Raw genomic sequence first — 26,598 nt, 5'->3', positions numbered from 1 at the left:
CGCCGCATGGGCGAGCCCTATTACGTCACCACCGCCATCAGCTATCCCAACGGCAAGCCGCATATCGGCCATGCCTACGAGGCGATCGCTACCGATGTCATAGCCCGCAACCGCAAGGCTGAAGGCTTCGACGTCCGATTCCAGACCGGAACGGACGAACATGGCCTGAAGATGATGCAGAAGGCGCGCGACCTCGGCGTGACGCCGGCTGCGCTCTGCGACGAAATGTCTCGGTACTTCAGGGACATGTGCGATGCATTGAACATCGGATACGATGTCTTCATCCGCACTACAGAGCCGCGTCACCACGAGGCGACACAGGAATTGTGGCGCCGCATGGAAGCCAACGGCGACCTTTACCTCGACCGCTATGAAGGCTGGTACTCGATCCGCGACGAAGCCTATTACGACGAGAGCGAACTCGTCGCAGGCGAGGGCGGCGAAAAGCTATCCCCGCAAGGCACGCCGGTTGAATGGACTGTCGAGGAATCGTGGTTCTTCCGCCTGTCGAAGTACCAGGACAAGTTGCTCGAACTCTACAGCTCCGGTGATTTCATCAAGCCGGAAAGCCGCCGCAACGAAGTGACGCGCTTCGTCGAAGGTGGCCTGCGTGACCTTTCGGTTTCGCGGACGAGCTTCGACTGGGGCATCAAGGTTCCGGGTAGCGAGAACCACGTCATGTACGTCTGGGTCGATGCTCTGACCAACTACCTGACCGGCCTCGGATTTCCCGATGAAAACGGCGACTATTCAAAGTATTGGCCAGCAAACCTGCATGTGATCGGGAAGGACATCGTTCGTTTCCATGCGATTTACTGGCCCGCCTTCCTGATGAGCGCTGGCGTCCCGCTGCCGCGCCAGGTCTTCGGGCACGGCTTCCTGCTAAACCGCGGACAGAAGGAATCGAAGTCGCTCGGCAATGTGACTGATCCGATCGGCCTTGCCGAAACCTTCGGTGTCGATGCGCTGCGCTATTTCCTCATGCGTGAGGTGGCATTCGGACAGGACGGTTCCTACTCGCCCGAGGCTATCGTCACGCGCTGCAATGCTGAGCTCGCGAACAGCTTCGGCAACCTTGCCCAACGCAGTCTATCCATGATTTTCAAGAACATGGATGGCATAGTTAAGGCCGGATTACCGCAAACCGAAGCCGATGCGGCGCTCTTTGCATCGGTCCGGGAAGGCATCGCGGGACTGCGCAAGAGCTTCACCGACCTCGCCTTCAGTGACGGTCTCGAAAGCTGGATGCGCGCCGTCTTCGCCTGCAACCAGTACGTTGACGAACAGGCCCCATGGGCGCTGCGCAAGACCGATCCCGAACGGATGGAAGCGGTTCTCATGGTTCTGTTCCAGGTCGTGCGCGATCTCGCCATCGCCGTGCGTCCGGTGGTGCCGACAGCGATCGACAAGTTGCTCGACCAGATGGGGCAGGGTGCAGATGCGCGCGACTATGCCGCGCTGGAGGCGGCCGACTGGTTCACCGCACTGGCTGCTTCGGGTTACAAGGTGGACAAGCCGCAGGGCGTATTCCCGCGGCTCGAACTGCCTGAGGAAGCCGCCGCCTGATGCTGATCGATTCCCACTGTCACCTGGAATACGAAGGTCTGGTCGAAGATCAGCAGGCCGTTCTCGACCGTGCCAGGCAAGCGGGCATTCGTGGCTTTCTGAATATCTCGACCCGTCAGCGCGAATGGGATCGGGTGGTCGCCACGGCCGCACGCGAGGATGACGTCTGGGCGTCGGTCGGCATTCATCCGCATGAAGCCGATCAGCATGCGGACTTGGGCGAGGGAGCTCTGCTGGAGGCGACTGCGCATCCCAAGGTCGTCGCCATCGGTGAGACCGGTTTGGACTACTACTACGACAAGTCCGACCGCGATGTGCAGCAGGCCCTGTTTCGCACCCATATCGCCGTTTCGCGGCAGACCGGCCTGCCGCTCATCATCCATACGCGAGATGCGGAAGAAGACACCGTGCGCATCCTCGACGAGGAAATGGGGAAGGGGGGCTTTCCCGCTCTCATCCACTGTTTCACTGCCTCGGCCGATTTCGGACGCAAGGTTCTCGACCTGGGCCTGACGATCTCGCTTTCGGGAATCGTAACTTTCAAGAATGCCAAGGATTTGCAGGAGTTTGCAAAGGTCATTCCGCAAGACCGATTGCTGGTTGAAACGGATTCGCCTTTCCTAGCCCCCGTGCCCCACCGCGGCAGGAAATGCGAACCTGCCTACACTGCAGATACGGCGCGCTTCGTGGCTCAGCTGCGGGAAACGCCGCTCGATGAGCTTGCCGCAGAAACCACCCGTAACTTCTTCACGCTGTTCAAGAAAGCGGCGGCGTGAAGGCCATTATCCTCGGCAGCGGAACGTCGACAGGAGTTCCCCGGCTCGGGGGCGAACACGGTGCGGACTGGGGCCTTTGCGATCCAGATGAGCCGAAGAATCGGCGCACGCGGGTTTCGGTACTTCTGGAAAGCGATGCCGGCGGACGCATTCTTATCGATACGCCGACCGACTTGCGCGCCCAGCTCCTTGCCAACGACATCCATCGTATCGATGCGGTATTCTGGACTCACGATCACGCCGATCACTGCCACGGCATCGATGATCTCAGGCCGCTAAGATATGGCCGCGCCGGTCCAATCCCGGGTTTCGCTGCATCAGAAACCGTCCGCCGCATGCGCCAGCGCTTCGGCTATGTCTTTGCCGGTCAACACGGTTACCCGACGCTTGTCAGTCTCGACAATCTCGACAACATCCGCCTGTGCGAAGGTTTTCGTATCGATCACGTGCAGATGCCGCACGGTCCAGCGCAATCAACTGGATTCAGGTTTGAATGTGATGGTAAATCAGTTAGTTATGCAACAGACCTGAGTGAGATAACGAAGGGCATGGTCGATCTCTTCTATCGCTCGGATGTGCTCATCGTGGACTGTCTGCGCCGCGAACCACACCCGACGCATGCGCATCTTGCGATGTCACTTGAACTCGCCGAGGCATGCCGCGCCGGTTCGACGGTGCTCACGCATCTCGACAAGAGCATGGATTATGCGACACTTTCGCGCGAAGTTCCCGAGGGCGTCCAGGTGGGATACGATGGCATGGTAATCGCGGCATGAACACGACGGCCATGATCGTCTCGATCATTTCCGTGCTCGGCGCCTTGATTCTCGTGACGAGCAATGCACGGTTCCGCGAACTCGGCGCGCGGCGCATGATCCGCCTCGGACTGATCTGGGTCGCGATCATCGTTGGACTGATGCTCATCATTGATGTGACGGGCTTGCGGATCCAGCAGTGAACCGCAGCCGACGTCCATTCAGCCGCACGACATTTTACATAAGATGTATTATCAACTTCATGGATCGCTACAGCCGGAAGCGCCGATTATGACCGAGACCAGACACGCCCACCTCAATCGACTGCTTTCGATCATGGCCCGCCTGCGCGATCCGCAAACCGGTTGCGAATGGGATCGCGCGCAGAATTTCGCAACGATCGCGCCGTACACCATCGAGGAAGCCTACGAAGTCGCCGATGCCATCGATCGCGAGGATCTGGATGCCTTGCGTGACGAACTTGGCGACTTGCTGCTCCAGGTCGTGTTCCATTCGCGCATGGCGGAGGAAGATGGCCATTTCGCTTTCCCCGACGTTGCCGCCTCGATTGCCGACAAGCTCGAAGCACGCCACCCGCACATCTTCGGAGACGATACCTCCGGTGAAAGCCAGACCGATCGTTGGGAGAAGCTCAAGGCACAGGAACGGGCCGCCAAGGGAGCGGACAGCGCCATCGATGGCGTTGCCATGTCACTTCCAGCATTGATGCGCGCAGAAAAGCTCCAGAAGCGCGCGGCCCGCGTGGGTTTCGATTGGCCCGATCCAAGCGGCGCCGCCGACAAGGTCCGCGAAGAAATGGAAGAACTGGCGGAGGCTTCCGGCGATCACAAGCTGGAGGAAGCTGGAGATCTCCTGTTCGCTGCCGTAAACCTAGTTCGGCTGAGCGGCATTGCGCCCGAGGAAGCCCTGCGCGCCGCCAACGCCAAGTTCGAGCGCCGGTTTCGCGCAATGGAACGAATGTCAGCAGAAGAAGGTAGAAATTTCAGGGACCTTGGCCTCGATGCTCAGGAATCCTATTGGCAGAAGGTCAAGGCGTCAGAGCGCCTGAAATCGACCTAGTTCCCGTGCCGCAAGACGGACCTGAAGGCGCAAAAGGGGACCATCTGCCCCCTCGCCCGCGTCTTCTTCCGAAATGACTTCACCGCGCGCGTGAAGGAAGGCAATCCGCTGTCCATCGGCAGCGGGAAGCAGGAAGGAATAGACCTTGGAGTCCGCGGTCAAGGCGTGGCCGACTACCTCCATCAGGTGTTCGCAGCCCTCTCCCATGACCGCGGAAATGGGCACAATCGCCTCATCCTCGCGGTGCGCAATGGCTTCTCGCAGCTTTTCGGCATGTTCGGGACCGAGGAGGTCCCACTTGTTCCAAAGCTCGATGATCGGAATCCCGGGCTCGGCGCCCTCCTCCGCTTCGTCGTCCACCTCGCTGCCGAGCACTCCAAGATCGCCCAGGACATCGAGGACCTGCCGCTTCTGGGCGTCCGTATCCGGATTGGCGATGTCGCGCACGTGCAGGATCAGGTCCGCCGCCGTGACTTCCTCCAACGTGGCACGAAATGCCGCAACCAATTGGGTTGGAAGATCGGATATGAATCCCACCGTGTCGGACAGGATCGCCTTTTCAACACCCGGCAGGCGGATGGCGCGCATCGTCGGGTCGAGCGTTGCGAAAAGCAGATTCTGCGCCATGACTTCGGCGCCTGTCAGGCGATTGAACAGCGTCGATTTGCCCGCATTAGTATAGCCGACAAGCGCAACGATCGGCCAAGGAGCCTTCTCGCGCCGGTCGCGATGGAGGCCGCGCGTGCGGCGCACTTGCTCTAGTTCGCGCCGGATCTTTGCCATCCGGTCGCGGATCATGCGGCGGTCGGCCTCGATCTGCGTTTCGCCGGGGCCGCCAAGGAAGCCGAAGCCGCCGCGCTGGCGCTCGAGGTGAGTCCAGCTGCGCACGAGGCGGCCGGCCTGGTAATCGAGGTGTGCGAGTTCGACCTGCAGGCGGCCTTCGGCTGTCGCGGCGCGCTCGCCAAAGATTTCCAGGATCAGACCGGTGCGGTCGATGACCTTGCGCTTGAATTTCTCTTCCAGATTTCGTTGCTGTATCGCCGACAGCGAGCCGTCGACAATGATCAGTTCGGCCTCGTTCAACTCACAGGCCGTAGCGATGTTCTGGATCTGGCCTTCACCAAACAACGTGCCGGGGCGCGGCTCACGGATTGGAATGGCGATGGCGTCGGCAATGACGAGGCCAATCGCGAGTGCGAGCCCCTTGGCTTCTTCAAGACGCGCTTCGGGGTCGAGATCCCCCTTCCCTCGCATCTGCGGATAGACGACGAGGGCACGCGCCCCGCGCGTGACCTCGCCCTTGAGTTCGTCGTTCAATTCAGTTCAGCTTCGCGCTCAATCTTCGGCTTCTTCTTCATGCGCCTGAAGATCAACCGGAGTCACGGGCTGAATCGTCGAAACGGCATGCTTGTAGGCCAACTGAACGTAACCTTCGCGTTCAAGCAGCATGCAGAACAGGTCATATGCAGCGACACGACCCTGAAGCATGACGCCATTGATCAGGAACATCGTGACCTGCACGCCGGCAGTGCGAATGCTGGAAAGGAATACGTCTTGCAGGACGCGGGTCTTCTTTGCCGATTCGTTGCCGCTGGCGAACTGGCCTGCATCGACCGGAGTCGATGGCATGATCGTGGAAATCGCATGCTTGTAAACGAGCTGCGATTGACCATCGCGGCGCAACAGGATCGAAAAATTGTCGAACCAGGTGACGATGCCCTGGAGCTTGACGCCCTTGACCAGGAACATGGTGACCGGAGTCTTGTTCTTGCGCAGGAGATTGAGGAACTGATCCTGAAGATTCTGCCCCTTGCCAGCCGAATTTCCGGCGCTCACCGGGGGCTTCGCAGGTTCGGCAGCTGCTGCCGATGCAGGTTTGGGTCGCGCAGAAAGCGTACGTCCAGCCATGTATTTGCTCCATCTTTTTGGCGGCCGCTGCTGCGGTCCGCGATCTGGCCGGGGGACCCCCTCGACCGTTACCGAATCAAAATCTACCCAGTTGCTGCAGTGCAGTAAATGCGAAAAAATATGTCGAGGCTATTACATTTCGTCATCTGTATCGCCCTCTCGCCGTTCGGACATGCCGAGCAATTTGAGCTTACGGTGCAGTGCGGAACGCTCCATGCCGATGAACGAAGCCGTCTTCGAAATGTTTCCGGAAAAGCGCCGGATCTGGACTTTCAGGTACTCCCTTTCGAAGCTCTCGCGCGCCTCGCGCAGGGGCGCGCTCATCATGACCGAAGTGCCGGCATCGCCTTGTGAGCGGTTATTGAATATTTCCGGCGGCAGCATGTCGACCTCGATCGTCTCCAGCTTCTCGCGCGGGGCCATGATGACGGTGCGTTCGACGACATTACGCAGTTGCCGCACGTTGCCGGGCCACTCGTAAGCCTGCAGCGCCGTCATCGCCTCGCCGCTCACCTTGGGAGGCGCCACGCCCTGTTCGTTCGCGTAACGGGCAAAGAAGTGATCGACTAGCGCAGGTACGTCGTCGCGGCGCTCGCGCAAGGCCGGGATCGTGACCGGCACGACGTTCAGGCGATAGAACAGATCCTCGCGGAAACGGCGTTCGGCAATCTCCTTCTCCAGATCGCGCGACGTCGACGAGACAACGCGCACATCGACGCGGATCTGACGTGAGCCGCCGACACGAACGAAGGCCTGGTCGGTCAGGACGCGAAGGATGCGCGCCTGGGTCGACAGGGGCATGTCGGAGACTTCATCGAGATAGAGCGTCCCTCCGTCCGCCGTTTCGAGAAGGCCAGGGCGGATCAAGGCCCCTTCCGCTTCTTCGCCGAAGAGTTCCTGTTCGAACCGCTCGGGCGTGATGCGGGCCGAGTTGACGCTGACAAAGGCGTTGCTGGCGCGCGGGCTCCAGGCATGAAGCAGGCGCGCGGCGACTTCCTTGCCGGAACCCGCTGGCCCAGTGATCAGCAGACGGCTGCCGGTATTGGCCACGCGCTTGAGGGTCGCCCTCACCTGATTGATCGCGCTGCTCGAACCGGTGAATTCCTCACCCGTCGGGAAGTCCTGCTTGAGCTGGGCATTCTCCCGGCGCAGTCGTTCGGTCTCGGTAGCGCGTCCAACGAGATGAAGCAGCTTCTCCGCCTCGAAGGGCTTCTCGATGAAATCGACGGCGCCGCGACTGATAGCGGCAACCGCCGTATCGATATTGCCGTGTCCGGAGAAGATGATGACGGGCAGTTCCGGTTCGCGGACCTTGATCGCATCGAGCACTTCAAGCCCGTCCATCGGGCTGCCATGCAGCCAGACATCGAGCAGCACCAATGACGGCCGGCGATCGTCGATCGCGGCCAATGCCGACTCGCTGTCGCCGGCCGTGCGGCATTCATACCCTTCGTCGCTGAGCACGCCTGCGACCAGTTCGCGGATGTCGCGTTCATCGTCGACGATCAGGATTTCGAGAGCCATGATCTTTTCTTCTTTGTTTGCATGAACTTGAATGGATGAATTGCGAGTGTCACTCAGCCGCCTCCGGCTTGCGGCTCTGCGCCAGAGGATCGGAAGCGAACCGCATCGTGACAGTGGTTCCGCCCCCATCGGTCGGCGTGAACTGCATATCCCCGCCGTGCTCCTCGATGATCTTGTTGACGATGGCGAGGCCAAGGCCGGTGCCTTTCTCGCGGGTCGTGACGTAGGGCTCGATGATCCGTTCGCGATCCTGCGACAGGCCGATGCCGTTGTCGGCCACGCGCACGACGATGGAATCCTCGTCAGCGGTCACCGCCACGGTGACTTTGCCCTGCCAATCTTCGGGCGCATCTTTTGACTTTGATTCAATGGCTTCAACCGCATTTTTCAGGACATTGGTCATTGCCTGGCCGAATTGGTGGCGATCGCAATCGATGGTTCCGATCCCTGCGTCGCTAGAGAACGAGAACCTGATGTCGGGACGCGCGACTTCCTGCAGGAAGAGCGCCTGGCGCGTAAGGGCGACAGGATCCTCGACGCGGAAGACGGGCTTGGGCAGGCGCGCGAAGGAAGAGAACTCGTCCACCATCTTGCGCAGATCGCCCACCTGGCGGATTATGGTACGCGTCAAGTCTTCAAAAAGTTCAGGATTATCAACGATCTGCTTGCGATATCTGCGGCTAAGCCTTTCAGTAGCCAACTGTATAGGGGTTAGCGGATTCTTGATTTCATGCGCAATCCGGCGGGCGACATCGGACCAGGCTGCAGTTCGCTGGTCGAGCAACTGGCGCGTGATGTCCTCGAAAGTGATGACATGGCCGGTGGCATCGCGGCTTGTCTTCACGGCAAGGGTGAGCAGTTCGCCATTGCGATTGTATTGCACGATGCCGGCTGCCCCGCCCTTCTCCACCAGATCGGCAAGGCTTGGCGCCAGTTCCGCCAGTGCCATGCCTTCCGGCACTTCCTTGTCGCGATCAGTGAGCAGCTTGAGGGCCATGCTGTTCATCAGCAGGATCCGATCCTGCTCATCGAGCGATATGATGCCCGAAGTAACGGATTCGAGAACCGCCTCGATAAAGACGCGTCGTTCGTGAAGCTGTCGATTGACGCCCAGCAGCGCCTGGGTCTGCTTCTCGATCTGGGCGGTCATGCGATTGAACGCGCGGTTCAAGAGCCCGATCTCGTCAGCGCCCGTTCGTCCTTCAATTCGCAGCGAGAAATTACCGCTGCCGACGCTTCGCGCAGCGTCAACCAGCTCGTAAAGCGGTTTGACCTGGCGATCAGCGAACCTGAGCGCGAACCAAACAGCCAGTCCGACAAGCGCAAGCGAGGCAACGAAAAGCGCCACGTTGAAGCGCAGTTGCAGGACGCGGGCGCGATTGGAGAGGACCTCGTAGGCCTGCACGATGTTCTCTGCGTGCTGCCCCTGACTGAGCGAAACAAGGTCGTTGCTTCGCGCTGCGTAGAGGTACACCCCGGAATCGCGCTCAATCGGCACGACGGCAACGATCTTGTTGGCATTGGACGTCACCACCATCGGCTCGCCCTGCTCAAGCCGTTCCAGAACGTCCTCGCCGATCCGCTTGTCTTCCGAATTGCCTTCCGGATCGACGATGATCGGCGTGCGTTGGCGGCCGTCCGCACCGACCTGGATGATCGCCGAAAGGCTCAGGTTCCGGCGATAGACCTGATCGGCATAGAACGCCTGGAACGCCGGACTCGCGATGGGGTATTCGCTGAGCATCGTGCGGGCGTCTTCGGCCATCGCCACGGATTCGTAGCCGACGTCGCGCTGGGTCTGCTCGTAGTAGCCGCGAGCCAGCTTGTTCGCGTTCTCCAGCAGCCCGCGCGAGCTGTCGGAAAACCAGAACTCGACGCCTGACTGGAACAGCCAGGACGCGAAGACCACGACCAGAAGCGTCGGAATCGCCGAAATCAGCGAGAAAATGAACACGAGACGCACATGCATGCGGCCCGTGCCGCCGATGTGGTCTGCCGCTCGCCGCAGCGCCATGCGCCGACCCAGCAGCACCAATATGGCCATGGCCGGCACCAGTGTGCCGATCAGCAGCGATGCGGTGATGTTCGAAGGCAGGAGCTGTCCCTTGTCCGCCCCATTGTTCAGCGCAAACCACGTGGTGGCGGTCATGATCAGGAACGCAACGACGGAGAGCACCTCCATCATCGCGAAGAAGTTCGCCCGGCGCGCCCCGACTTGCATCCGACGCCACCAGCGAGGCCATGCGCGCTTCTTTGCGGATTCCTCGATCATCGTTGCGCCGTTACAACACTACTGTTGCGGCGTCGCAAGAGCCTTTCCACCGATTTCGACTTATAGCCGACGGGTAAACGCCTCCGGATCGATTTCCAGTTCGCTCAGGCGCTTGCGCAAGGTGTTGCGATTGATCCCCAGGGCATGAGCAGCGCGCAATTGATTGCCACCGGTTTCCTTCAGGATTTCCGCGAAGAGCGGACGCTCGAATGCGGCCATGGCGGATGCATAGATCGAGCCGTCGGCAGGCCGTTCGGCGGCAAGCCACTGCGAAACGGCAGTGTCGATATCGACTTCGCCTCCCGCAACGGCGGTCGCGCCTGTCTGGGGGCCCTGGCCATCGGCGGCGAGCAGCGGAACGATGCTCTCGACGTCGATCGCGTCTTCTCGCGCCAGCAGGGCGAGGCGATAGATGAAGTTCTTGAGTTCGCGGACATTGCCGCGCCAGGACTGCTTGCGCAGCAGTTCTGCCGCCTCCTGCGTCAGCTGGCGCTTCGGAAGCCCCTCGTTCGCGGCATGCTGGAGGAAGTGGCGGGCGAGAACTTCGATGTCCTCGGGTCTGTCGCGCAGCGGCGGCATGCTGATCGGCACGACATTGAGACGGTAGTACAGGTCTTCGCGGAAGCGGCCGGCGGCGATTTCCGGCTCCAGGTCCTTGTTCGTCGCGGCTATGATACGCGCATCGAGCTTGATCTCCTCGCGGCCGCCGACGCGGCGCACGGTGCCGGATTGCAGCGCGCGAAGCAGACGGGTCTGCGCCTGCATCGGCATGTCGCCGATCTCATCGAGGAACAGAGTGCCGCCGGCGGCCTGCTCGAACTTGCCTTCATGCCGGGCGACGGCGCCGGTGAAGGCTCCCTTTTCGTGGCCGAACAGTTCGCTTTCGATCAGCTCCGCCGGAATGGCCGCGGTATTGACCGCGATAAACGGCCCTGTCCGCCGGTTACCCAGCTGATGGATCGCCTCTGCAACAAGCTCCTTGCCGGTGCCGGATTCGCCGAGGATCAGCACCGTAAGATCGTTGCGCAGGACGCGCGTGATCATCCGGAACACCGACTGCATGGCCGGGCTGCGCCCCACCAGGGGGAGGCCGTCGCCCAGCGGCTCGTCCCCATCGTGGACACTGCCCTGCCCATTGCCCGCCGCCTGCCTGACCGTGCGGGCGAGTTCATCGATGTCGAAAGGCTTGGGGAAATACTCGAAGGCGCCGGTATCGGTTGCGCGCACGGCGGTATCGAGCGTGTTTTGCGCGGAGAGAATGAGCACCGGCATGTCGGGCCGCAGCGAACGCACCCGGCCGATCGTCTCGATGCCATCGCCATCGGGCAGCATGACATCGGTTACCATGGCGGAAAACGTGTGCTGCGAGAGCAGGCGATCGCGTTCCTCGATGGTCTGGCAGTGCTTCACGTCGAAGCCCTCGGCCTCGAGCGCCGCGGTGATGACGATGGCGATCGACATGTCGTCTTCGACGAGCAACACGCTCATGTGCCGGACCTCCACTTCATGAGTTTCTTGCGGGTCTCGCGGGCGAGCGGCAAGTGAAGCCGGAAATGCGTCAGCCCCGCCTCTTCGTCGCGCTCATGGGTGATGCGCCCATTCATGTCTCGCACCAGCTTGCGAACCAGTGGCAGACCGAGCCCCTGCCCCGACTTCTTGGTCGTCACGAAAGGTTCGAAGATGTGGTCGCGCATTGAAGGGTCGATGCCCGGGCCATTGTCCGAAATGCGCAGTTCTACCGGCAGACGCACCGGTTTGCCGGAATCCGTCGTATGCAACTGCAGGCCGCTTGCGAAGCGCGTTCGGATCGTGACCCTCGGGTCATCGACCTCCCGGCACGCCTCCATGGCATTGGAAACGAGATTGATGATGACCTGGACAAGCCCGTCCGGACTGCCGAGTACCGCCGGGAGCGACGGGTCGAATTCCTCGATGAGCCGGACCGGGCTTGGCTGGGTTGCAGAGGCTGCATCGATCACGTCGATGGCGCGGCGCGCGGCCTCGTGCAGGTTGCAGGGTTCGACCGGCGATGTCGTGCGGCGGCTAAGTTTCTGCATCTGGTCGATGAGATTGGCGATGCGGTCGACTTCCGAGGTGATCAGGTCGGTCAGGGCCCGGTCGCGTTCATCGACCTTGCGGGCAAGCAACTGCGCGGCGCCGCGAATCCCGGCAAGCGGGTTCTTGATTTCGTGGGCCATGATTTCCGGCCCGCGCAGGACGGCATTGTCGATCCCGCCGGAATCGTCCCCAAGCGCATCGGTGGCGCTGTTGTCGTGGATCGTCAGCACCTGCCACCCGAGCGTATCGGCCACGGGCGCGACATTGATGTCGATCCGGCGGGCGCCGCGCCCTTTCAGCGCCACAACGACTTCGCGCGCGGAAACCGGCGTCTCGAAATCGTTGAGCCGTTCGAGCAGCCGCGGGTCGGAAAACGACATGACTTGAGCAAGAGTACTGCCGACCAGGCGGCGCAGAGACTGGCCGAAGAACTGTTCCGCCGCCGGGTTGACCGAGGCGATCCGCAAACCCGGCTCCAGCAGGATCACGGCATGAGGAAGGCTAGCCAGCAGCCGGTTGGCCTCAGGCAGGACCGTCCGGGAAAGCAGGCTCATGCGGCCTGCCGCTCCCGGTAAGGGGCGTAGAATTCAGCCAGTTCGCGCAGAACTTCGTCCGGATCGGCGATGAAGTTCACCTTGTTGCGGAATTCCGCCGATCCGCGCACGCCCTTGATGTACCAGCCCAGATGCTTGCGGGCCATCTTGACACCGGTATCAGCGCCGTAATGCTCGAGCATCTGCTCGTAGTGGCTGCGGATGATCTCGTATTGTCCGGCGACATTGGGATCGGCCGAGACAGGCTGTCCGCGCCACCACTGCATGACCTGTCCGAGAAACCATGGCCGACCGTAGGATCCGCGCCCGATCATCAGGCCGTCGGCGCCGGACTGCTCAAGGGCCACCGCGGCATCGTCGATGGTGCAGATATCGCCGTTGACGATCACCGGGATCGAAACCGCGTCCTTGACGCTGCGGACAAAGGCCCAGTCGGCCTCGCCCTTGTACATCTGGTTGCGGGTGCGGCCGTGGACCGTGATCATCTGCGCGCCGAGATCCTCGGCGATCCGGGCCAGTTCCGGCGCGTTGAGGCTGTCATGGCACCAGCCCATGCGCATCTTGACGGTGACAGGCACTCTCACCGCCTTCACCGTCGCCTCGATCAACCGGGTTGCCAGCGGGACGTCGCGCATCAGCGCCGAGCCGGCATCGCCATTCACGACTTTGCGCACCGGGCAGCCCATGTTGATGTCGATGATCGCAGCGCCCCGGTCTTCGACCAGCTTCGCCGCTTCGGCCATCTGTTCAGGTTCGCAGCCGACGAGCTGCATCGAGACCGGATCCTCGATCTTGTCCCACATCGCCTTCTGGATCGAGACCCGCGTTTCGCGGATCGCTGCCGGGCTGGCGATCATCTCGGTGACGTTGAGTCCCGAACCGAACCCGCGCACCATCCTTCTGAAAGGCAGGTCGGAAACGCCCGTCATCGGAGCGAGCACGACCGGGCAGTCGATCGTGACGGGACCGACCTTGATGGGCTTGAGCGCCGGGGGCTGGGGCAATTGGGTCATAAAACGTGCACTACTGCCTAAAAAACAGGCAGCGCATAGTGGATTGCCCTCATCACGGCAAGCGATTACCGGCAATCGCGATGTCACAGGACACTTCATCCACTCCCGCTAACATCGGGCAAGGCCCTCGCGCCGCGGCCATTGTCGTTGCTGCCGGCCAGGGAATCAGGGCTGGCCAGTCCCTTCCCAAGCAGTTTGCGAACTGGCGCGGCAAGCCAGTCGTGCGCCATTCCGTCGAAGCCCTGGCGCAAGCTGGCCTTGCCCCGATCCTCGTCATGGTCCCGCACGGTGGCGAGGAACTGGCGCGGCAGGCACTGTCCGGCATCGCAGGCGTGCAACTCGCCGTCGGCGGCAAAACACGGCAGGAATCGGTTCGGCTCGGCCTCGAAGTCCTGGTTGCCGACAAGCCTGACCGGGTCCTCATCCACGATGCAGCGCGCCCCGCACTGTCCCCTGGTGTCATTGGCAGAATCCTTGAGGCTCTCGACGTTTCGAAGGCCGTTATTCCGGTGCTGTCCGTGGTGGACAGCATCGCCCATTGCGAGGACGGGGCCTCCGGACCGGTGATGGGCGCCCCCGCCCGCCGCGAAGCGCTGCGCCGGGTCCAGACGCCGCAGGCTTTCCATTTTCCCGAGATACTGGAAGCCCATCGCAACTGGACAGCCGCCTCCAATGCCGGTGACGACGCCCAGGTCGCACGGGCCCACGGCGTCGAGATCGCGCTCGTCGAAGGAGACGAAGCCTTGCACAAACTGACATTCGCCTCCGATTTCCAGCCTTCGGCGCCTCCGGTCCGGGTCGGGACGGGCTATGATGTCCACCGCCTCGTCGAAGGCGAGGAACTCTGGCTCTGTGGCATCCGGATCGAGCACAGCCACGGCCTGTCCGGTCATAGCGACGCCGACGTGGCGATCCACGCCCTCGTCGACGCCCTGCTCGGCGCGATCGGTGCGGGCGACATCGGCCAGCACTTCCCGCCCAGCGATCCGCAGTGGCGCGGGGTGTCGTCGGACCGATTTCTCACCCATGCGGGCAAACTCGTAGCCAATGCGGGCTATTGCCTTGGAAATGCTGACATCACCATCATATGTGAATCACCGAGGCTCGGACCGCACCGCGATGCCATGCGGTCCCGCCTCGCCGACATACTGAACGTCGATCCCGCCGTGATCGCCGTCAAGGCCACTACGACGGAGAAGCTCGGGTTCACCGGGCGCTCCGAGGGCATTGCCGCGCAGGCCGCCGTCTGCCTGTGCCGCATGTGAAGGGACGATCATGAGAAAAGGTACGAAAGCTGCGGTGAGCGTGATGGCAACGATGCTGGCCCTTGCTCCGGGCATGGCCGCAGCCGCGCAGCCCGTCTGCCTGAGCAAGACCGAGGCCCGCTCGCTGCTGACTTACGCCCTGCCGCAGGTCATCAGCGGGACAGGTAAGCGGTGTCAATCGCAGTTGCCCGCCAGTTCCTATCTGCGGACCCACGGCGCGGAACTGCAGGCGCGGTACGCCGTGCAGAAGAGCCGGTACTGGCCCGATGCGCGTGCTGCCTTCCTGAAACTGAGCAGTGCAAAAGACGCGCAGTTCGGTGAACTCACCCGCAAGCTTCCCGATGAGTCGCTGCGGCCGATGGTCGATATCGCCGTCGAAGGGATGGTTGAGCAGAACATCAAACTCAAATCGTGCGACAAGATCGATCTTGCGCTGGACCTGCTGTCCCCGCTTCCGCCCGAGAATACCGCTGGCCTGATAGCGCTGTTCGTCGAAATCGGCGCGCAAGCGGGCCGAAGCGCCGCGCAGGCCGCCGACAAGCCGGCAAGCCTTGGCGGCTTTGCCATCTGTGAGAGCTGACATGGGCAAGAACGTACTTTTTCCGCAAGACCTCTACGATCTCGCAGAGCGCGTCATAACCGAGAACAAGGCGATCGGGCGTATGGTCGCCCTTGCCGAGAGCTGCACGGGCGGACTTGTCTGCGCGGCATTGACCGAAGTCCCCGGTTCGTCCGCAGTGCTCGACCGCGGGTTCGTGACCTATTCGAACGAATCCAAGCAGGAGCTGCTCGGCGTCCAGGACGACATTCTCGAAACCTTCGGCGCCGTTTCGCCCGCAACCGCCTGGGCCATGGCACAAGGTGCGATCCGCGAGAGCCGGGCCGATATAGCAGTCGCCATCAGCGGCGTTGCGGGTCCGGAAGGTGGCTCTGACATGAAGCCGGTCGGAACCGTCGTCTTCGCCTGCGCCATTCGCGGCGAGGAGGAAGTCAACGCCGAACAGAAGCTGATCGAAGGCAAGACCCGCGCCGAGATCCGGCATCAGGCGGCCATCGTCGCTCTCGAACTCTTGCTCCCGAAGGTCGACTGAAGCCGCGGATGCCTGCGGCCTGCAGACATTTCGGTTACCTAAAGTTATTCAGTGGAGCCAGTGAGTCACTTTAGGTAACGCAAATTGATCACCTTTTGTAACTTAAGTTACTTTTCGTAACCTCAGGATGCCTGGGGCTCGCCGTAAAGCTCGTGGGCCCGGGTCTCGAAAGCCGCGACCATCTTGCGAAAAGCCTTGTCGAAGTACTGTCCGGCGAGCTTCTCGAACAGCGCATTGCGGAACGAGAAGCGCACGTCGAACTCGATATCGCAGCTGTTCGCATCGACCGGATGGAAACGCCAGACATTGTCGAGATCGCGCATCGGTCCATCGACGTAGTGGACCTTGATCTCCTCTGCCCGCCGCTTCTCGACCCGCGACGTGAACTTCTCGCGCAGGGCCTTGAAGCCGACCAGCATGTCGGCGACCATTTCGCTGCCGTTGTCCGACTTGACCCGGGTGGCGACCACCCAGGGCAGGAATTCCTGGTAGCGCCCGACATCGGCGACCAGATCGAACATCTGCTCGGCGCTGTAAGGTAACCGGTGGACTTCGTGGATTCCGGGCACGTTCAGGCCTCGCCCGTCATGGCATTGTCTGCGCGGGACATTACTTGCGGCCCTTGGCCAGCCTTGCTTCGCGTGCCGCCCGCATTTCGGCGAAGTCCTCACCAGCGTGATAGCTCGACCGGGTCAGCGGCGACGCGGCTACCTGCAGGAAGCCCTTTGCCCGCGCGATGGCGCCATAGGCGTTAAAGGCCTGCGGCGTGACGAATTCCTTCACCTCGGCATGCTTGGGCGTCGGCCGCAGATACTGCCCCATGGTGAGGAAGTCGATGTCGGCGCTGCGCATGTCGTCCATGACCTGGTGCACTTCGAGGCGCTCCTCACCCAGGCCGAGCATCACGCCCGACTTGGTGAAGATCGAGGGGTCGTGGTTCTTCACTTCCTCGAGCAGGCGAAGCGAGGCGTAGTAGCGCGCTCCCGGACGGATCGTCGGGTAGAGCCTAGGCACCGTTTCGAGGTTGTGGTTGTAGACGTCGGGACGCGCAGTCACGATCGCTTCCACCGCCGGACGCATCTTGCCGCGGAAATCCGGGGTCAGGATCTCGATGGTGGTCGAAGGCGTGTTCTTGCGCAGTTCCTCGATCACCTTGACGAACTGGCTGGCACCGCCGTCGGGCAAGTCGTCGCGGTCCACCGAGGTAATGACGATGTGTTCCAGACCCAGCTTGGCAGCCGCCTCGGCGACGTGCGCCGGCTCATCCACATCGACCCGGCCGGGCATCCCGGTCTTGACGTTGCAGAACGCGCAGGCGCGCGTACAGGTGTCGCCCAGGATCATGACCGTCGCATGCTTCTTGGTCCAGCACTCGCCGATATTGGGGCAAGCCGCTTCTTCGCACACGGTGTTGAGCTTGAGATCCCGCATGAGCTGGCGGGTTTCGCCGTAGCCCTTGCTCGTCGGCGCCTTGACCCGGATCCAATCCGGCTTGCGCTGCCGCTCGGGTTTCGGTTCGGACTGCGGAACAGAAGAAAGATCGTTCATGGGGCCCAGATAGTCTCAAGTTTGCGCCCTTGCCAGCCCGAATATCCCGTTTATGGGATGCGGGCGTAAACAAGGAGCTCCCCATGACCGAAACCAGTGATCATGTCCTCGACCACCTTCTCGACGGCTATCGCCGCTTTCGCCAGACCGGCTGGACCCCCAATCGCGAACGCTGGGAACGCCTGCGCGAAGGCCAGCAGCCGGAAGTCATGATCATCGCCTGCTCGGACAGCCGCGTCGATCCCTCGCAGATCTTCGATGTCGATCCCGGCGAGATCTTCGTCGTACGCAACGTCGCCGCTCTCGTGCCTCCGTTCGAAACTACTCCCGGACATCACGGCGTTTCGGCAGCACTCGAATTCGCGGTGCAGGTGCTCAAGGTCAAGGAAGTCGTGGTCATGGGCCACGGCATGTGCGGCGGCTGCAAGGCCGCGTTGACCCAGGAACTGCACGGCAACGAGCCGGGCGAAGGCGGTTTCGTCGCCAACTGGATCTCGCTGCTCGACGAAGCACGCGGCCCAGTCGCCGACGAGTTCGGTACCGAGGGGCGGCCTGCCGAGCGCCAGATGGAACAAGCTGCCGTCAAGGTCAGCCTCGACAACCTGATGACCTTCCCGTGCGTGCGCCGCAAGGTGAAGAGCGGCGAATTGACCCTGCGCGGGGCCTACTTTGCGATATCCGACGGTATCCTGCACCTGATGGATGGCGAAACCGGCAAGTTCGAAGCGGTTTCCTGAGAATTGCGCCATTGCCCCCGGTGGACATTCGTTGTCCACTCGGGGACAGGAGACGGACAGGGCCACTGAAAAAGGGCGCCGGATCGATCGATCCGGCGCCCCTTTTTTTGCGTGATGGAGGGGCCGCCCGGAAGCGGCCCGGATCCGATCAGGACTGCGGTGCCGCTGCAGCCGCCGGAGCGGCCGCCGGGGTCGTCTTGCTCGCAGCATAGGCCGTCCACAGCTTGGCGACGGGAGCACGCGAACCGCTCACCTTGGCGAAGTTGGCCTGCGCCTCGGCGTACTTGCCCTGCAGCGCCTGCGCCATACCGAGGTGCATCGCGACTGCATTGGCGTCGACGCCCGGCTTGCCCATCGCCATGGTGTAGAAAGTCTCTGCCTTGGCGGGCTGGTCGTAGCTGAGGAAGACGTCGCCGGTCCCGGCCAGCGTGGCCCCGGTGGCACCCGGCTTCATCGCGTCGCGCTCCTGAGCGGCGAGCGAGGCCTTGTCGGCCGACACGCGCGATTCGGTGTTGGCCTTTTCGCCGGCAAGATCGGCCGTGCTGAGCTTGCCCTTAGAAATGCCGTCATTCATGATCTTGAGCGCTTCGCCCGGATAGGCGCGCGGATCGACGTTCTCGATGTACTCGAGATAGTCGCGCTTGTCCTTCATTGCGCCCGTCACATACATCAGGCGCATCAGGTCGAGGTTTTCCTTGCCGGGCAGCGAGGCTAGCTGGCGAACAACCGAGATCGCGGCGTTCCAGCTATCGGGCTGCGGATAGTACTGGCCGAGCATCGCGGCGTAGTCAGCCGACGGCGCGAGCTGCTTGGCGTCGTAGGCAGCCTGCAGCGCGGTGCGGATCGAAGTCTCGTTCGGCTTGGCACCGCTCGCCTTGGCCGCTTCCAGTTCCTTGTGCACGATGGCCAGGGCCGCCTGCGGGTTGTTGGAACGCTTGTACGAGTCGGCGAGAACGGCCTGGAGCATGCCCTGCGGATCGCGGTAACCGCCATCGTACGCAGCCTGAAGCCAGCGCGCCGCTTCGGCGTACTGCTGGCCCTGATAGGCCGTGACACCGGCGAGATACTGGACCTGGCCAGCGCTCTCTGGGCTCATCGCGCCGCTTTCGGCCATCATCACCAGGCCCCGGTGCTGCATGCCGACATCACTCATGAAGATGCCGACGTTGCGGGTGAGTTCACCCTGCTTGAGCTTGTCGAGCGGCTCGGTCGCGGCTGCATCGGCGGCTTTGAGCTTGGCCAGGATGCCACCCATCGCGGCGTCCACCTCGGCACGGGCGGCGGCCATCTCGGCGTCGGTCTTGGCGGCACGCGCCTTGTCCGAAGCGGCCTTCACCGCAGGATCGTTCTGCGCTTCGGTGACCGTCTTGTCGATTTCGGCCGCAACGGCTGCATATTCCTTCGAGAAAGAAGCCTTGGCTGCCTTCTTTTCTTTTGCGGCAACCGTGGTCGGGGCAGCAGCGACAGCCATGCCACCGGCGAGCGCCATCGCGAGGGCAACTCGGGAAATCAGGAACTTGCGAGCCATAAAGGCCAACTCCTCTCAAGTCATCAGACACAGTGACCCACACCCTCAAGCGGGGTCTCGAAAATGCACGGCGCAGGTACTGACGGGGAAATGCGCCTTTGGCAACCTCGCTTTCCACCTAGAGAGCCGCCGCTGAACGCTGTTTGAATGCGTTTCGCCGCAAGCGTTAAGGCAGGCCCGCCACGCGCCCGCACCGTCCTCAGGGCGTTTCAACCCATAAGTGTGGAAAAAGATGCACTCAGCGCCTTCGCACGGGCTGTTTCAGTGGCATTCGCCTGGCGCATGTCCTAGTGCCGAACATCACCTTTCTCATCGAAGCAACGAACGACACAGCGCGTGAGCGACGACATCGACACTCTAGAACATACCGGCCCCGAGGGTGAGTACACCCGCATCGACATCGTCGATGAAATGAAGACGAGCTATCTCGATTACGCGATGAGCGTGATCGTGAGCCGCGCGCTTCCCGACGTGCGGGACGGCCTCAAGCCGGTGCATCGTCGCATCCTGTGGACCAGCCACGAAAACGGGTTCGTTTCCGGCAAGGCCTACCGCAAGTCGGCGCGTATCGTCGGTGACACCATGGGTAAGTATCACCCCCATGGTGACGCCGCGATCTACGACGCGCTGGCGCGCATGACGCAGGACTGGTCGATGCGCCTGCCGTTGATCGACGGCCAGGGCAACTTCGGCTCGATGGACCCCGATCCGCCGGCATCGATGCGTTATACCGAGGCGCGCCTTGCCAAGGTGGCCGATGCGCTGCTGGCGGACATCGACAAGGATACGGTCGACTTCCAGCCCAACTACGACGGGGCGGAGAACGAGCCGCAGGTCCTGCCCGCACGCTATCCGAACCTGCTGGTCAACGGCGCCGGCGGCATCGCGGTCGGCATGGCCACGAATATCCCTCCGCACAATCTGGGCGAAGTGATCGACGGCTGCTTCGCGATGATGGACAATCCGGGCATCACCTCGGAAGAACTGTTCCAGATCATTCCGGGGCCGGATTTCCCGACCGCTCCGCTGATCCTCGGCCAGGGCGGCGCGCGCAACGCTGCGATGACCGGTCGCGGCTCGATCATGATGCGTTGCCGCCACCAGATTGAGGAAGCCCGCGGCGACCGTCGCTCGATCGTGCTGACCTCGATTCCCTACCAGGTCGGCAAGTCCAACCTCGTCGAGAAAATCGCCGAGGCTGCCAAGGACAAGCGGATCGAGGGTGTTTCCGACATTCGCGACGAATCGAGCCGCGAAGGCATGCGCGTCGTCGTCGATCTCAAGCGCGACGCCTCGCCCGAAGTCGTGCTCAACCAGATCTGGCGCAACACTCCTGCCCAGTCGAACTTTGCCGCCAACATGCTGGCGATCCGTGGCGGACGCCCGGAAATCCTCTCGCTGCGCGATATTCTGCAGGCCTTCATCCAGTTCCGCGAGCAGGTCATCACCCGCCGCACCAAGTACGAACTGAACAAGGCCCGCGACCGCGCGCACATCTTGCTCGGCCTCGTCGTCGCGGTTTCGAACCTCGACGAAGTCGTCGCAATGATCCGCGGTTCGTCGAACCCGGCCGATGCCCGCGCGAAGCTGCTGGCCAAGGAATGGCCGATCGGCGATATCGCGCCCTACATTCGTCTCGTCGAGGCAATCGAACCGAGCGCTGAAGAGGATGGCGGGTCCTATCGCCTGTCCGAGACGCAAGTTAAGGCGATACTTGAACTTCGCCTGCACCGCCTGACTGCGCTGGGCCGCGACGAAATCGGCGACGAGCTCAAGGAGCTTGCCATTGCGATCGAGGAATACCTCTCGATCCTCGCCGATAGAATCAAGCTTTACAACGTGATGCGTGAGGAACTTCAGGCAGTACGCGATGCCTACGCGACCCCACGTGTCTCCGAGATCACCGCCGCCTTCGACGGGATCGAGGACGAAGATCTGATCGAGCGCGAGGACATGGTGGTGACTGTCACCATGGACGGGTACATCAAGCGCACGCCGCTCTCGACGTTCCGCGCCCAGAACCGCGGCGGCAAGGGCCGCGCCGGCATGGCGACCAAGGACGAGGACGCGGTGACGACCATGTTCGTCACCTCGACCCACAACCCGGTCCTGTTCTTCTCGACCGCGGGCAAGGTCTACCGCCTGAAGGTCTGGAAACTTCCGGAGGGTGGTCCGACCACGCGCGGCCGTCCGATCGTCAACCTGCTTCCGGCACTCGACAAGGACGAGACGATCCAGACCGTCCTTGCCCTGCCCGAGGACGAGGCCGATTGGGGCAAGCTCTCCGTCGTCTTCGCCACCTCGAAGGGCAATGTCCGCCGCAATTCGATGGACTCCTTCTCGAACATTCCGACCAACGGCAAGTTCGCGATGAAGTTCGACGAGGATGCCGACGATCACCTGATCGGCGTGGCCCTCCTCGAGGCGACCGACGATGTCCTGCTCGCCACTCGCCAGGGCAAGGCGATCCGCTTCGCCGGCGATCAGGTCCGCGAATTCACGAGCCGCACATCCACCGGCGTGCGCGGCATGACGCTCAAGGGAGACGACCGCGTCATTTCGCTGTCGATCCTCCACCGCGTCGGCACCGAATCCGAAGAGCGCGAGGAATACCTCAGGTACGCTCCGTGGAAGGGCGAGAAGGAAGGCGAACCGGATCTCTCGGCCGAGCGCTTCGCCGAATTGCAGGAACGCGAGCAGTTCATCCTGACTGTCTGCGCCAACGGCTACGGCAAGATGTCCTCGGCCTACGAATATCGCCGCACGGGACGCGGCGGCCAGGGCATCACCAATATCGACAATATCGCCCGCAACGGGCCGGTCGTGGCAAGCTTCCCGGCCAGCCAGGCCGAGCAGCTCATGCTGGTGACCGATCAGGCCAAGCTGATCCGCCTGCCGCTGGAAACCATGCGTGTAATCGGCCGCAATTCCGCCGGTGTCAGGTTGTTCAATGTCTCGGCCAACGAGCACGTCGTCAGTGCCGTGCGCCTCGACGAGGCCAGCGAAGAAGACGAAGTACTCGGCGAGGCAGTTGACGTGGCAGACGGCGCAGCGCCGGAGGCACCGGAAGCCCCCGAGGCTCCGGAAGCCGGAGAATGACGGACGAAAGGCCGGTGTCCACCGAGACATTGGCCTACAAGATCCTGACCGGGGCCCAGATGGCACAGCTGCTCGAAAACGGCAGTTTTGCAGGGGCGCCGGTCGATCTTGCCGATGGTTTCGTGCATTTGTCCGCCGCGGGACAAGTCCAGGGAACACTGGACAAACACTTCGCCGGACAAGAGGACCTGCATATCGCCTGCGTCGACCTTGCGGCGGTCGCCAACGCGCTCAAGTGGGAAGTCTCGCGCGGAGGCGCGCTGTTCCCGCACCTTTACGCACCATTGCCGCTCAGCGCCGTTACCGCGCACGGCCCGGTTTGGCGCGATACTTCGGGATGCGTCATCCTGCCGGGGCTCGACTGACCTTTATCGGCGTGAGCGCAGTTCCACGGTCACGCCGGTGGAAAGCATCAGGTTGCCGAAGTAGAACAGCGGCCAGGCGAAATGCGCCATCCACAGCTCACGCTGCATGAGGCCCCCCGCTGCGATGGCAAGCAGGTTCGCGGCCATGATGACCACAGCCCCTGCCCCCACCCGGTAGCGCGGAAAGGTGCTCGCCCAGGCGCTTGCGGCCATGCCGCCAACGGCAACCATGAAGACGAGCGCAGTCATCCGCATTTCGGGCGATGCCAGGAGAAAACCGATCACCGGCGTGATCAGCAGGATCGCGGTGACGGCGGCTTTCTGCGACCCGGTCAACTGCGCACGGCGATGCGAGGTGAAAAGCCCGATCCCCAGGCCGAAGCCGATGATGATCAGGACGATCGAGGCGTAAGGGAGATAGTCGTAAAGGGCCGTTCCGACCCCTTCGCATGCCAGCATTCCCGCCAGCATACGGGTGTCGTTGCCGCGATGGCGCAGGACGGCATAGACCGCGAGCAATAGCAGAGGCGCGGCTTTCAGGCCAAGCAGGTAAAGGCCCGGAAACCGGCTGTTTTCGAGCCAGATGAAAGCCAGCGCGGCAAGCACACTGCCCAGCAGCCAGGGCCTTCTTTCGATGAGTGCGCGCCTTGGCATTCGCTGGGTCTTCCTGTCCGGGGCCGAATTCGTCGACTGCGCTTGTCACGGTTTTGGCCTGCCATGCAATCCCCCTCGTCCCGGCACGCCCAACTTGCATTCCCTTTCGCTGCGCGCAAAGAGCGGCTAGGGGCCTTGGCCCATGACAGCACAACCCGAATACGACGTTCACATTATCGGCGGCGGCCTCGCAGGCAGCGAGGCGGCCTGGCAACTCGCGCGGCGCGGCCTTCGCGTGCGCCTGTCAGAAATGCGCGGCACGGGAGAACGCAGCCCGGCGCACCAGACCGACGGCCTGGCCGAGATGGTCTGCTCCAATTCCTTCCGTTCGGACGACGACGAGAAGAACGCGGTTGGCCTGCTCCATCACGAGATGCGCCGCTGCGATTCGGTGATCATGGCTGCGGCTGCCAAGGCGCAGGTGCCCGCAGGTTCGGCGCTGGCAGTCGACCGCGAGGTATTCTCCGCCGAAGTCGAAGCCCGCCTCCAGTCGCTGCCGACGCTCGACATCGTGCGCGAGCGCATCGACACCCTGCCCGATAGCGGCCTGACCATCGTTGCCACCGGGCCGCTTACGGCCGAAGCACTGGCCGGCAGCATCGGCAAGGCGACCGGCTCGGATAGCCTCGCCTTCTTCGATGCCATCGCTCCGATCGTCTACCACGACACCATCGACATGGACATCTGCTGGAAGGCCTCGCGCTGGGACAAGCCCTCCAAGTTCGGCGGGGAAGCCAAGGACTACATCAACTGTCCAATGGACAAGGACCAGTATCTGGCCTTCCACCAGGCCCTGCTCGATGGCGAAAAGACCGCGTTCAAGGAGTGGGAAGCCAACACCCCCTACTTCGACGGTTGCATGCCGATCGAGGTCATGGCCGAACGCGGTGTCGACACCCTGCGCTTCGGGCCGATGAAGCCGGTGGGGCTCGACAACCCGCACTGGGCGACCGAGGAACATCCCAACGGGCGCTGGGCCTATGCCGTCGTCCAACTGCGCCAGGACAACAAGCTGGGTACGCTGTGGAACATGGTGGGCTTCCAGACCAAGCTCAAGCATGCCGAGCAGGTCCGCCTGTTCCGCACCATTCCCGGGCTCGAAAAGGCCGAATTCGCTCGCCTGGGCGGCCTGCACCGCAACACCTTCCTCAATTCGCCGGTCCTGCTCGACCGGCAGCTGCGGCTCAAGAGCGCGCCGCACGTTCGCTTTGCCGGGCAGATCACCGGATGCGAGGGCTATGTCGAAAGCGCCGCGGTCGGTCTGATGGCCGGCCTGATGACCGCTGCCGAACTGGGTGGGCTCGAGTGGCAGGGACCGCCGCCGACGACGGCGATGGGCGCGTTGCTCTCGCACATTACCGGCGACGCTGAGGCCGAAAGCTATCAGCCGATGAATGTGAACTTCGGCCTGTTTCCGCCGCTTCACGAGGTCAAGAAGAAGCAGCGCAAGGAAGCGTATACCGAGCGGGCCAAGCAAGACATCGGCGCCTGGTTGCAAACGCTGGCCCCGGCGGCCTGAAGCGCTTCAGCACGAACAACGCGGTTTGGGACCGGACCGGCGCGGCGGCGCCGTGCGGCGGAACTCCTCCGGCGTCAGCCAGTCGTTGCCGTTGACGTCGGCATGGTCGAACTTGTCGACGGTCGTGACGGCCCATTCCTCAAACGTGAGCAGGTTGTTGCCGTCCTTGTCGAGCCTGCGGAATCCCGCGGTCCTGGTCGACAGCATTTCGTTGCGGGTGATGCGTCCGTCGCTGTCATGGTCATAACGGGCAAAGCGCCGTTGCTCGCGGCTGAGTTCGGTCGCTTCGGGCGGTTCCGGGCCGACCAGATCCTCTATCGCCGCGCTTGGAAATTCGTCGGGTTGCGCCGTAGCTTCCTCAGGCGGCGGGGCGCCCTCCTCCACTTCGGCGCGGCCCTGCATCCAGAACAGGCCGAGCGAGACAAGCAGTAGCGCAGCCAGCGCGCCCAGGACCAGTCTGTTCACGAACGCCTCTGCATCACCCCGCGATGCCTAGTGCGATGGTCTCCGCCTTTGAAATTACAATCTGGTCAGCAGGTCAAAAGCCCAGAATACCGAGCCGCATGGCCTTGAGCAGCGCCGCGGGGGACTGCGCGGCTTTCTCATCGCCCCTGGCCTGCCGAGTTTGCGCAAGACCGTGCAGCACGAGTAGCGGCCGCAGCGGTCTTGAAACGCGCGGGCTGCGCGTCGCGTCCTCTGCGATCATGGCACGTATGGCCTCGGTCTCGCTCTTGTCGCGCAGGCGCGTGGCGAGGTCGGCCATCGCCCATTTCCGGCCGATCGTGGCGCAAGCCTGCGCTTCGCCCGGCCTGCCGAGCGCGGAGGCCAACGCCGCGAATGCGGCCCCGCGCCCCTCTACCATCTGACCCAAGGCTTCGGGCGGCAAGGGCGCATGCCCGGTCAAGGCTTCCCAGCCATCGACGAGCGCCGAGAGCGCCTTGTGCTGGCCGTCCCAACTGCGCAGCGCGGCCAGCAAGGGTTCGCCCGCAGGCCATTCGGATGCATCGCGATCGAGGTTCTCGCGCCACCAGGCAAGGCGCAGCTGCGCCAGCATCGGCTCCTTGGAATGGCGCAGCAGCCCGGCCAGACGCGTATCGAGCGCGAACAGGGCCAGCGTGGGCAGGCGCGCCGAGCCTGGGGCATAGGCCAGCGCCAGTCTTTGGCTCAGCGGCAAACTGGCAAGCAAGCTCTCTTCGATGGCGTTTGCGGACATCGGTCGCGGGGGGGAATCTTGTGACACAGCGCCTCTCTAACCTGCGAGGCCGGTTGTGCAAGTACGCCCAAAT

At 62.7% G+C, this 26,598-nt stretch carries 25 protein-coding genes; 12 read left to right on the top strand and 13 right to left on the bottom strand.

Going from position 1 to position 26,598, the window contains the following annotated elements; translation table 11 throughout:
• Positions 1 to 6: 6 nt before the first annotated feature.
• The 5 genes from metG to mazG all read left to right on the top strand — a co-directional run bounded on the left by metG (position 7) and on the right by mazG (position 4,177).
• Positions 7 to 1,566: a methionine--tRNA ligase gene (gene metG, locus JI59_RS03500; RefSeq protein ID WP_007015234.1), complete on the top strand. Its 1,560-nt coding sequence runs from the start codon at positions 7 to 9 to the stop codon at positions 1,564 to 1,566.
• Positions 1,566 to 2,342, top strand: coding sequence for a TatD family hydrolase (locus JI59_RS03495; RefSeq protein ID WP_007015233.1), 777 nt, complete (start codon positions 1,566 to 1,568; stop codon positions 2,340 to 2,342). The genes metG and JI59_RS03495 overlap by 1 nt, the downstream gene beginning before the upstream one ends.
• Entirely contained in the window at positions 2,339 to 3,118 is a 780-nt protein-coding gene (locus JI59_RS03490; protein WP_007015232.1) for an MBL fold metallo-hydrolase, read from the top strand. The genes JI59_RS03495 and JI59_RS03490 overlap by 4 nt, the downstream gene beginning before the upstream one ends.
• Positions 3,115 to 3,300: a hypothetical protein gene (locus JI59_RS03485; protein WP_007015231.1), complete on the top strand. Its 186-nt coding sequence runs from the start codon at positions 3,115 to 3,117 to the stop codon at positions 3,298 to 3,300. Before JI59_RS03490 ends, JI59_RS03485 begins: the two co-directional genes overlap by 4 nt.
• An 88-nt stretch (positions 3,301 to 3,388) precedes the next feature.
• Entirely contained in the window at positions 3,389 to 4,177 is a 789-nt protein-coding gene (gene mazG, locus JI59_RS03480; RefSeq protein ID WP_038576890.1) for a nucleoside triphosphate pyrophosphohydrolase, read from the top strand.
• Here the strand turns inward: mazG and hflX are convergent.
• The 7 genes from hflX to dusB all read right to left on the bottom strand — a co-directional run bounded on the left by hflX (position 4,154) and on the right by dusB (position 13,506).
• Entirely contained in the window at positions 4,154 to 5,494 is a 1,341-nt protein-coding gene (hflX, locus tag JI59_RS03475; RefSeq protein ID WP_007015229.1) for a GTPase HflX, read from the bottom strand. The genes mazG and hflX overlap by 24 nt on opposite strands.
• An 18-nt stretch (positions 5,495 to 5,512) precedes the next feature.
• On the bottom strand, positions 5,513 to 6,085 hold the full coding sequence (hfq, locus tag JI59_RS03470) for an RNA chaperone Hfq (protein ID WP_038575462.1): 573 nt from the start codon (positions 6,083 to 6,085) through the stop codon (positions 5,513 to 5,515).
• A gap of 132 nt (positions 6,086 to 6,217) precedes the next feature.
• Complete coding sequence (ntrX, locus tag JI59_RS03465; RefSeq protein WP_007015227.1) at positions 6,218 to 7,609, bottom strand: nitrogen assimilation response regulator NtrX; 1,392 nt, start codon at positions 7,607 to 7,609, stop codon at positions 6,218 to 6,220.
• A 49-nt stretch (positions 7,610 to 7,658) separates the two neighbouring features.
• Positions 7,659 to 9,830 carry a HAMP domain-containing histidine kinase gene (locus JI59_RS03460; RefSeq protein ID WP_038576887.1) on the bottom strand — a complete coding sequence of 724 codons (2,172 nt, stop codon included), beginning with the start codon at positions 9,828 to 9,830 and terminating at the stop codon, positions 7,659 to 7,661.
• Positions 9,831 to 9,941: 111 nt separating this feature from the next.
• Complete coding sequence (locus JI59_RS03455) at positions 9,942 to 11,369, bottom strand: sigma-54-dependent transcriptional regulator (protein ID WP_038576884.1); 1,428 nt, start codon at positions 11,367 to 11,369, stop codon at positions 9,942 to 9,944.
• A complete protein-coding gene (locus JI59_RS03450; RefSeq protein ID WP_007015224.1) occupies positions 11,366 to 12,493 on the bottom strand; it encodes a two-component system sensor histidine kinase NtrB in 1,128 nt (375 codons plus the stop codon). Before JI59_RS03450 ends, JI59_RS03455 begins: the two co-directional genes overlap by 4 nt.
• Positions 12,490 to 13,506 carry a tRNA dihydrouridine synthase DusB gene (gene dusB / locus JI59_RS03445; RefSeq protein WP_007015223.1) on the bottom strand — a complete coding sequence of 339 codons (1,017 nt, stop codon included), beginning with the start codon at positions 13,504 to 13,506 and terminating at the stop codon, positions 12,490 to 12,492. The genes JI59_RS03450 and dusB overlap by 4 nt, the downstream gene beginning before the upstream one ends.
• Before the next feature lie 80 nt (positions 13,507 to 13,586).
• Between dusB and JI59_RS03440 the strand changes: the two genes are divergently transcribed.
• Genes JI59_RS03440 through JI59_RS03430 form a run of 3 tightly spaced genes read left to right on the top strand, consistent with a single transcriptional unit; the run spans position 13,587 to position 15,862 of the window.
• Positions 13,587 to 14,771 carry a bifunctional 2-C-methyl-D-erythritol 4-phosphate cytidylyltransferase/2-C-methyl-D-erythritol 2,4-cyclodiphosphate synthase gene (locus JI59_RS03440; protein WP_052117825.1) on the top strand — a complete coding sequence of 395 codons (1,185 nt, stop codon included), beginning with the start codon at positions 13,587 to 13,589 and terminating at the stop codon, positions 14,769 to 14,771.
• A 10-nt stretch (positions 14,772 to 14,781) separates the two neighbouring features.
• A complete protein-coding gene (locus JI59_RS03435; RefSeq protein ID WP_007015221.1) occupies positions 14,782 to 15,351 on the top strand; it encodes a hypothetical protein in 570 nt (189 codons plus the stop codon).
• A gap of 1 nt (position 15,352) precedes the next feature.
• A complete protein-coding gene (locus JI59_RS03430; protein ID WP_007015220.1) occupies positions 15,353 to 15,862 on the top strand; it encodes a CinA family protein in 510 nt (169 codons plus the stop codon).
• A gap of 122 nt (positions 15,863 to 15,984) precedes the next feature.
• Here the strand turns inward: JI59_RS03430 and JI59_RS03425 are convergent, their stop codons facing one another.
• Both JI59_RS03425 and lipA read right to left on the bottom strand, forming a co-directional pair.
• The gene (locus JI59_RS03425; RefSeq protein WP_038575460.1) at positions 15,985 to 16,431 is read right to left on the bottom strand and encodes a type II toxin-antitoxin system RatA family toxin; all 447 of its coding nucleotides are present in this window, start codon (positions 16,429 to 16,431) and stop codon (positions 15,985 to 15,987) included.
• Positions 16,432 to 16,471: 40 nt separating this feature from the next.
• The gene (gene lipA, locus JI59_RS03420; RefSeq protein ID WP_007015218.1) at positions 16,472 to 17,410 is read right to left on the bottom strand and encodes a lipoyl synthase; all 939 of its coding nucleotides are present in this window, start codon (positions 17,408 to 17,410) and stop codon (positions 16,472 to 16,474) included.
• Positions 17,411 to 17,493: 83 nt separating this feature from the next.
• On the opposite strand from lipA, the gene JI59_RS03415 reads away from it, so the two are divergent.
• Positions 17,494 to 18,147: a carbonic anhydrase gene (locus JI59_RS03415; RefSeq protein ID WP_007015217.1), complete on the top strand. Its 654-nt coding sequence runs from the start codon at positions 17,494 to 17,496 to the stop codon at positions 18,145 to 18,147.
• A gap of 148 nt (positions 18,148 to 18,295) precedes the next feature.
• On the opposite strand, the gene JI59_RS03410 is transcribed toward JI59_RS03415, so the two are convergent.
• Positions 18,296 to 19,675 (bottom strand): hypothetical protein, encoded by a 1,380-nt coding sequence (locus JI59_RS03410; protein ID WP_007015216.1) that lies wholly within the window; start codon positions 19,673 to 19,675, stop codon positions 18,296 to 18,298.
• A 336-nt stretch (positions 19,676 to 20,011) separates the two neighbouring features.
• On the opposite strand from JI59_RS03410, the gene gyrA reads away from it, so the two are divergent.
• On the top strand, positions 20,012 to 22,774 hold the full coding sequence (gyrA, locus tag JI59_RS03405) for a DNA gyrase subunit A (RefSeq protein ID WP_007015215.1): 2,763 nt from the start codon (positions 20,012 to 20,014) through the stop codon (positions 22,772 to 22,774).
• The gene (locus tag JI59_RS03400; RefSeq protein WP_007015214.1) at positions 22,771 to 23,139 is read left to right on the top strand and encodes a DUF952 domain-containing protein; all 369 of its coding nucleotides are present in this window, start codon (positions 22,771 to 22,773) and stop codon (positions 23,137 to 23,139) included. Before gyrA ends, JI59_RS03400 begins: the two co-directional genes overlap by 4 nt.
• 3 nt (positions 23,140 to 23,142) lie before the next feature.
• On the opposite strand, the gene JI59_RS03395 is transcribed toward JI59_RS03400, so the two are convergent.
• Complete coding sequence (locus JI59_RS03395) at positions 23,143 to 23,793, bottom strand: lysoplasmalogenase family protein (protein WP_038575458.1); 651 nt, start codon at positions 23,791 to 23,793, stop codon at positions 23,143 to 23,145.
• A gap of 142 nt (positions 23,794 to 23,935) precedes the next feature.
• On the opposite strand from JI59_RS03395, the gene trmFO reads away from it, so the two are divergent.
• The gene (trmFO, locus tag JI59_RS03390; protein ID WP_007015211.1) at positions 23,936 to 25,312 is read left to right on the top strand and encodes a methylenetetrahydrofolate--tRNA-(uracil(54)-C(5))-methyltransferase (FADH(2)-oxidizing) TrmFO; all 1,377 of its coding nucleotides are present in this window, start codon (positions 23,936 to 23,938) and stop codon (positions 25,310 to 25,312) included.
• 6 nt (positions 25,313 to 25,318) lie between these two features.
• Here the strand turns inward: trmFO and JI59_RS03385 are convergent, their stop codons facing one another.
• Together JI59_RS03385 and JI59_RS03380 are read right to left on the bottom strand one after the other, a co-directional pair.
• Positions 25,319 to 25,777, bottom strand: a complete 459-nt coding sequence (locus tag JI59_RS03385) for an EF-hand domain-containing protein (RefSeq protein ID WP_007015210.1) — start codon at positions 25,775 to 25,777, stop codon at positions 25,319 to 25,321.
• 73 nt (positions 25,778 to 25,850) lie between these two features.
• Positions 25,851 to 26,525 carry a hypothetical protein gene (locus JI59_RS03380; RefSeq protein ID WP_007015209.1) on the bottom strand — a complete coding sequence of 225 codons (675 nt, stop codon included), beginning with the start codon at positions 26,523 to 26,525 and terminating at the stop codon, positions 25,851 to 25,853.
• Between the last annotated feature and the right edge of the window lie 73 nt (positions 26,526 to 26,598).

The organism is Novosphingobium pentaromativorans US6-1 (genome assembly GCF_000767465.1).
GTDB lineage: Bacteria > Pseudomonadota > Alphaproteobacteria > Sphingomonadales > Sphingomonadaceae > Novosphingobium > Novosphingobium pentaromativorans.
The sequence above is the reverse complement of the archived record's forward strand: the minus strand, read 5'-3'. Positions and strand labels throughout refer to the sequence as shown.

Bases quoted from the DNA above. Each gene is read 5' to 3' on its own strand.
- JI59_RS03450 (WP_007015224.1), bottom strand. From the start codon at position 12,493: ATGAGCCTGCTTTCCCGGACGGTCCTGCCTGAGGCCAACCGGCTGCTG.
- ntrX (WP_007015227.1), bottom strand. From the start codon at position 7,609: ATGGCTCTCGAAATCCTGATCGTCGACGATGAACGCGACATCCGCGAA.
- JI59_RS03400 (WP_007015214.1), top strand. From the start codon at position 22,771: ATGACGGACGAAAGGCCGGTGTCCACCGAGACATTGGCCTACAAGATC.
- JI59_RS03380 (WP_007015209.1), bottom strand. From the start codon at position 26,525: ATGTCCGCAAACGCCATCGAAGAGAGCTTGCTTGCCAGTTTGCCGCTG.
- JI59_RS03440 (WP_052117825.1), top strand. From the start codon at position 13,587: ATGTCACAGGACACTTCATCCACTCCCGCTAACATCGGGCAAGGCCCT.
- lipA (WP_007015218.1), bottom strand. From the start codon at position 17,410: ATGAACGATCTTTCTTCTGTTCCGCAGTCCGAACCGAAACCCGAGCGG.
- JI59_RS03430 (WP_007015220.1), top strand. From the start codon at position 15,353: ATGGGCAAGAACGTACTTTTTCCGCAAGACCTCTACGATCTCGCAGAG.
- JI59_RS03415 (WP_007015217.1), top strand. From the start codon at position 17,494: ATGACCGAAACCAGTGATCATGTCCTCGACCACCTTCTCGACGGCTAT.
- JI59_RS03455 (WP_038576884.1), bottom strand. From the start codon at position 11,369: ATGAGCGTGTTGCTCGTCGAAGACGACATGTCGATCGCCATCGTCATC.
- trmFO (WP_007015211.1), top strand. From the start codon at position 23,936: ATGACAGCACAACCCGAATACGACGTTCACATTATCGGCGGCGGCCTC.
- JI59_RS03495 (WP_007015233.1), top strand. From the start codon at position 1,566: ATGCTGATCGATTCCCACTGTCACCTGGAATACGAAGGTCTGGTCGAA.
- metG (WP_007015234.1), top strand. From the start codon at position 7: ATGGGCGAGCCCTATTACGTCACCACCGCCATCAGCTATCCCAACGGC.
- JI59_RS03485 (WP_007015231.1), top strand. From the start codon at position 3,115: ATGAACACGACGGCCATGATCGTCTCGATCATTTCCGTGCTCGGCGCC.
- mazG (WP_038576890.1), top strand. From the start codon at position 3,389: ATGACCGAGACCAGACACGCCCACCTCAATCGACTGCTTTCGATCATG.
- hfq (WP_038575462.1), bottom strand. From the start codon at position 6,085: ATGGCTGGACGTACGCTTTCTGCGCGACCCAAACCTGCATCGGCAGCA.
- JI59_RS03435 (WP_007015221.1), top strand. From the start codon at position 14,782: ATGAGAAAAGGTACGAAAGCTGCGGTGAGCGTGATGGCAACGATGCTG.
- JI59_RS03395 (WP_038575458.1), bottom strand. From the start codon at position 23,793: ATGCCAAGGCGCGCACTCATCGAAAGAAGGCCCTGGCTGCTGGGCAGT.
- JI59_RS03410 (WP_007015216.1), bottom strand. From the start codon at position 19,675: ATGGCTCGCAAGTTCCTGATTTCCCGAGTTGCCCTCGCGATGGCGCTC.
- dusB (WP_007015223.1), bottom strand. From the start codon at position 13,506: ATGACCCAATTGCCCCAGCCCCCGGCGCTCAAGCCCATCAAGGTCGGT.
- JI59_RS03460 (WP_038576887.1), bottom strand. From the start codon at position 9,830: ATGCAAGTCGGGGCGCGCCGGGCGAACTTCTTCGCGATGATGGAGGTG.